Annotated in this window: 6 protein-coding genes and 1 pseudogene; 4 read left to right on the forward strand and 3 right to left on the reverse strand. The window is 69.5% G+C overall.

Features of this window, described 5'->3' with window-relative positions; genetic code table 11:
• From VFW79_RS05815 to VFW79_RS05825, 3 genes and pseudogenes are all read right to left on the reverse strand, one after another.
• Positions 1–186: pseudogene (locus VFW79_RS05815) on the reverse strand (HNH endonuclease); the annotation flags it as partial.
• Between the two features lie 158 nt (positions 187–344).
• The gene (locus VFW79_RS05820) at positions 345–2315 is read right to left on the reverse strand and encodes a glycosyltransferase (protein WP_329676373.1); all 1971 of its coding nucleotides are present in this window, start codon (positions 2313–2315) and stop codon (positions 345–347) included.
• Between the two features lie 283 nt (positions 2316–2598).
• Positions 2599–3207, reverse strand: coding sequence for a hypothetical protein (locus tag VFW79_RS05825; RefSeq protein ID WP_329676374.1), 609 nt, complete (start codon positions 3205–3207; stop codon positions 2599–2601).
• Between the two features lie 70 nt (positions 3208–3277).
• On the opposite strand from VFW79_RS05825, the gene VFW79_RS05830 reads away from it, so the two are divergent.
• From VFW79_RS05830 to VFW79_RS05845, 4 genes are all read left to right on the forward strand, one after another.
• Entirely contained in the window at positions 3278–3538 is a 261-nt protein-coding gene (locus VFW79_RS05830) for a hypothetical protein (protein WP_329676375.1), read from the forward strand.
• Positions 3535–3867 carry a type II toxin-antitoxin system PemK/MazF family toxin gene (locus tag VFW79_RS05835; protein WP_329676376.1) on the forward strand — a complete coding sequence of 111 codons (333 nt, stop codon included), beginning with the start codon at positions 3535–3537 and terminating at the stop codon, positions 3865–3867. Before VFW79_RS05830 ends, VFW79_RS05835 begins: the two co-directional genes overlap by 4 nt.
• 102 nt (positions 3868–3969) lie before the next feature.
• A complete protein-coding gene (locus VFW79_RS05840) occupies positions 3970–4392 on the forward strand; it encodes a hypothetical protein (RefSeq protein WP_329676377.1) in 423 nt (140 codons plus the stop codon).
• A gap of 257 nt (positions 4393–4649) precedes the next feature.
• Complete coding sequence (locus VFW79_RS05845) at positions 4650–5051, forward strand: hypothetical protein (RefSeq protein WP_329676378.1); 402 nt, start codon at positions 4650–4652, stop codon at positions 5049–5051.
• Positions 5052–5230: the final 179 nt, after the last annotated feature.

The following is a 5230-nucleotide window of genomic DNA, read 5'->3' on the forward strand; positions in this document are numbered from 1 at the left end:
GGCCCGCTGGGGGATGCCGATGGGCCGCCCATGCATCTCCTGGAGGCCGTGCCGGAGCATCGGCCCGTCGATCTCGAGGAGCAGCGCCTTGTTGATGCGCACGGCGTAGTCGGGCGTGATCCCCATGAGGTTCGCGTCGTAGGCCGAGTGGTGAATCTTGCACAGCGACAGCCCGTTGGTGACCACGGCATCGCCCGCCGTTCGTGGACCGGTCGGCGCATCGCGTCGTCGCGCACGGCGACCAGCGCAACACTCGGTCACGGGCGCTCCTCGAGCGGCCTAGAGCGCACCGGCCCTGAGCGGGAGGTGCAGAGGGATCAGGTGCGGCGCGCGGTGGGCGGGCGCTACGCCGGCCTGCGCGGTGAGGGCACGCCCGGCGCGGGCCGCGCCGCCTCCTGGCGGCGGTCGGCGCCCGACGCGTCGACCGTGAGGTAGAGCACGAGCGCGAGCCGCGCCTGCTCGGACGTGTCAAGGTGGAGCGAGAGCCCCGCGCCGAGCGCACCGCTGGCCTCGACCGTCACGGAGCGCACGGTCGCGCGGAGCGCCATGCGATCGACGGTACCGTCGGGCTCGATCAGATCGACCTCGACCAGCACCGTGTCACCAACGGCAAGGCTCACGCCCTGCCCGTCAGGCACGTGAAGCCGGCCACCGTTGAGCGACAGGTCGGACAGGGACCCCGCGGCGTGGACGCCGGCGACCTCAAGGGTCACCGGGACGTCACCCGTGGCGAAACGCCACGAGTCACGCCGGTTGCCCGCGTAGCGCTGCAGCATGATGCGGCGGCGCGCCGCGACGAGGAACCCGGTGTTGACGACGACCCAGAGCATCGCGCCGTGCGCGACCCATGGAAGGTCGTACGTCACCGGCGTCAGGCCGGCCAAGGTCAGGAGGTACCAGACCACGGCGCCGGCCGAGAGCGTCGCCAGGCCCGTCAGGAGCATCGGCGGCCGCACCCTCTCCCGGTTCGTGCTGGCCCCCTTGGGCGTGACGACGAAGCGGGTCGGACCACCGCCGATGAGTGCGAGCGTCGCCGCGAAGCTCGCGGGCAGGCGCACGAAGTCGAAGAGAGTCGAGTGCAGCAGGGGCGCTCGCCCCCGCGAGAGCACGCGCAGGGCAAGGCGCTGCACCGCGAAGGTCGGCACGAAGATCACCAGGAAGGTGCGCCAGCCGGCCACCATCGGCAGCCCGGCGGTGGCTACCGTCGCGATCGGCAGCAGGATGTAGCCCAGCGTGCGCCACGAGTCGAACCACCCGAGCAGCGTCGACAGGTACGAGATCCTCTGGTGCGCGCTCAGGCCGGGACCCGCCGAAGGGTTGTCACGGCGCAGCACCTGCATCGCGCCCGCGCCCCAACGACTGCGCTGGACGTAGAACGCCGCGGCGTCGTCGGCTGCGATCCCGTGGGCCAGGACCTCGTTGTGGTGCACGGTGCGCCATCCCTTGCGGTGAAGCCGCAGCGAGGTCTGGATGTCCTCGGTCACGCTGCTCGTCGCTACACCGCCTACGGACTCGAGCGCAGCCACGCGGACCAGGGCGCCGGTTCCGCACCAGAACGCAGCGCCCCACCTGTTGCGACCCGCGAGGATCGCCCGGTAGAAGGTCTGCTGCTCGGCGAACATCGCGCCCCGGCGCCGCGCGACATGCTCGAACGACGTGGTGTTGTAGAACTCCTGAGGGCTCTGCACCAGGGCGACGCGCGGGTCGGCGAAGTACGGCAGGAGTGCGTCGAGGAACCCCGCGGTCGCCACGTGGTCGGCGTCCACCACCGCGATCACGTCGGCGCGGACGTCGGGCAGCGCTTCGTTGAGGTTTCCCGCCTTGGCGTGCGCGCCGTGGTCACGCGACCGGTAGTGCGCGCCGAGCTCGGCCGCCAGCTCGGCGACCCACGGGCGGTTGCCGTCGTCCAGGACCCACGTCTCGTGCTCGCCGTGCGTAGCGAGCCCTGCCGCGATCGTGGGCAGCAGCACCGCGCGTGGTTCGTTGTAGGTGGGGATGAGGACCGCGACCGACAGCGACCCGACGTCGGTCCGGTTGCCCTGCGCGACGTCGCGCTGCGCGTCCGGGCGCACGTCGACGTTCCACAGGTCATGGGTGAACAGCGCGAGGCTCACCAGGGCGTGCACCTCGAGTACGAGCAGCGGTACCGAGAGCCACCACGTGCTGCCGGACATCGTCGTCGCCGTGCGCCAGGCGAGGTAGACGAGCGTCGCGAGGAGCGCCACGCAGGCGACCGCCTGGATCGACCGACGCCGACGTGCCGTCTCGGGGACCGGGATGCGGTCCGACGCCGGGCGTGCGACCTGCAGGCGCACAGCCGCGATCGGGCTCTGCCCACCCGGCGTGGGGAGGCCGTCGCCAGGGACGCCGGGCCCCGTTGAAACGACGTGCACGGCGGAGCCGGAGGGGAGACCGGTGTCGTCCGACGGTCGGGAGGCGGTGGGTCGGGCGATCGGCATGAGGCTCCTGCATTGAGGGGGCGATCACTTGTCCATCGACGCCGCAGCGCGCAACTTGAGGCTGGACGCCTGTGAGACGCGCGTCTCGCCACCGCGCCGCCCCGTATGGAGCGGCCTGCTCCAGTGACCGCCCGCCCGCCTACCGGGACTGCAGGGCGTCCAGCGCGACCGCCATCGCCGCCGCGACGCGGCCGTCGAGCCGCCCGTCGGGCACGGTGATCGTGTAGCGGTCGCGCAGCGACCTGCGGCGCTCGGAGGACAGGACCACCTGGCCGTTGGGGTCGGTGAAGTCGAAGTGGAACACGAACGGCACGGGGACCTCGCCGACGATCGGGATCAGCTCCCACACGCGGCGCAGGATCGCGATGCCGGCGTTGCGCTCCTGCCCGACGGCGCTGACGCCGGCCGCGTCGAGGTGCCACGTCGAGCGCAACAGCGACGCCGTGAAGTCCTTGCGGAAGCTGCCGATCGGGATGCCTGCGGGGTCGAAGACGTCGTACGTCGCGCCGAGGTCGAGGCGCTGACGGGCCTTGAAGGAGAACACCGGGGTGCGCCGGTCCTCGCTCGTGTAGAACGTGACCTCTTCCTTGAAGGCCATGCGCTTCTGCTGCGCGAATGCCAGGAGCGCGCCCTCGTCACCGTTCGGCCCGAGCGCCCGGATCTCGTAGCGGTTGACCATCAGCGTGATCTTCTGCGTGACAGCGAAGCGCTGGATGCCGACGAGGGTGTCGGGGCTGGCGGGGCTCACGGGGCTCCTCGGGACGGTGGTCCGCCAGGTTCTCACGTCGACCGGTATGCAGGGGAGTATTCTCGGCGGTATGCCTGTGACGACCTCCATCAAGGTTCCGGCCGACCTGCGCGACCGTCTCGCCGCTCGCGCGCTGCGGCAGCACACCACGCTCGCCGGCGCGATCGCGCGTGCGCTTGACGAGTCCGACGAGCGCGCGTTCTGGGAACAGGTGCGCGAGCAGAACGCCCGGTTGACTGATGACGAGCGCAGCCGACGGGTCGACGACGTGACGCTCGGCGACGACCTCGCCGACCCGGCCGACGACGCCCTTGCCGCGGAGGACTGGTGAGGCGCGGCGAGATTTACCTCGCCGACCTGGGTTCGCCCGTCGCGCATGAGCAGTCCCTGACGAGGCCGGTCGTGGTTCTCAGCGCTCAACCCTGGCTCGACTCCTTGCCTCCGGTCGTCACCGTCGTCCCCCTGACTCGAACGCGCCGGGAGTCGCCGACGCACGTCGAGGTCGAACCCGGCGACTCCGGGCTGCGGGAGACCAGCTACATCAAGTGCGAGGACGTCCGAGCGATCTCGCCGCTGCGCCTGGGGCGCAAGTTCGGGCACGCCGACGACGACGTCGTGCTGCGCGTCGAGGTCATCCTGCGCCGCCTGCTCGGGCTCTGACGAGGACTCGCGTCGCCCGAATGGTCCTGACCGCCACCACTGTGCACGTGGTTCGCTGTGGCCGCGCAAGCGCATAGCCAACGCGCTCAGGGGAGCTGCAGCATGGTTCGGACGCGGTGGGTCGTGCTGGGCGTGCTCGGTCTCGTTGTGGTTGCTCCCTTCGCACTGACGGCGCCGCTGCCCGCCGGGCATGTCGTGGACGTCGCTGAACGCTTTCGGCCGGTCGGGTACACCGCGACAGACCAGATGGTGGAACCACGACGCCTGTGGTGCCTGGGTGACAACACGTGCCCGTCGCTCCAGCAGCACTGGAAGTTCGACACCGAGATCGCGACCGACCAACTCGTCTCCTGGCTCGCTGCCGCGGGCTACAGCGCGTCGGTGCGGGGCCGATGCGACGGCGCCACGGGCGGTCTGGCTTCAACATGCAGTGCACATGGCACCAGCGAGGGCCAGGACGTCGCTGTGTACGTCGAAGGTGACACGAGGGCGCGAACCTGGACCCTGACCTTGTTTGTGTCCTGAAGAACGCGTAGAGACTCCCACTCTCGCACTTGTCACGAGTGGCAATCCGGCAGCTTCCACTGCGCCGGACGACGGCATCGGAGATGGCGGCTCTTTGTTCAGGGGATCTCCGTAGGAGCGTTCAGTCGGAAATAACAGCTGTGACACGTCACCCATATGGCCCTGACGGGCACAACGTCGCATGTGGTTCAATGTGGCCGCGCAAGCGCACAGCAAACACTCAGGGGAGGTCAAGGATGGTTCGGACGCGGTGGGTTGTGCTGGGCGTGCTCGGTCTCGTTGTGGTTGCCCCCTTCGCGCTGACCGCGCCGCTGCCCGCAGGGCACGTCATGGATGTCGCTGAACGCTTCAAGCCCGTCGGGTACACCGCAACTCGCCAGAACGTGGAACCACGGCGTCTGTGGTGCCTGGGCGACAACAAGTGCCCGTCCGCGTACATGGCATGGGACTTCGACAAAGTCATCACCAACGATCAGCTCACGGGATGGCTCCGGGCTGCCGGCTACGACACGGCCATCGAGGGCGAGTGTGCAGACCTCCGACTCGGGGTCGGTATCAGGTGCTGGGCGGACGGGTCAAGTGACGGCCAGGATATCCGCCTGAACGTGAACGTCGACCCCACCGCGCGCACCTCGACCATCAATCTGTCGGTTTCCTAACGCGAGCCTGCCCGCATCAAACGCGAATTCTGCTCGCCAAGGGATCACATGAGACTCCGGGGCATCGACGTCGTGATTGCATTGGCATTCGCGTCAACTGCTTCCGTCACCATGCCCGCGCGTAACTGGTCAGGTGATTTGGGGTCACCCAGATGGTCCTGACGGGCACGGCGGCGACC

The sequence above is a fragment of the Cellulomonas sp. genome (genome assembly GCF_036279715.1).
In the GTDB taxonomy this organism is placed as follows: domain Bacteria; phylum Actinomycetota; class Actinomycetes; order Actinomycetales; family Cellulomonadaceae; genus Cellulomonas_A.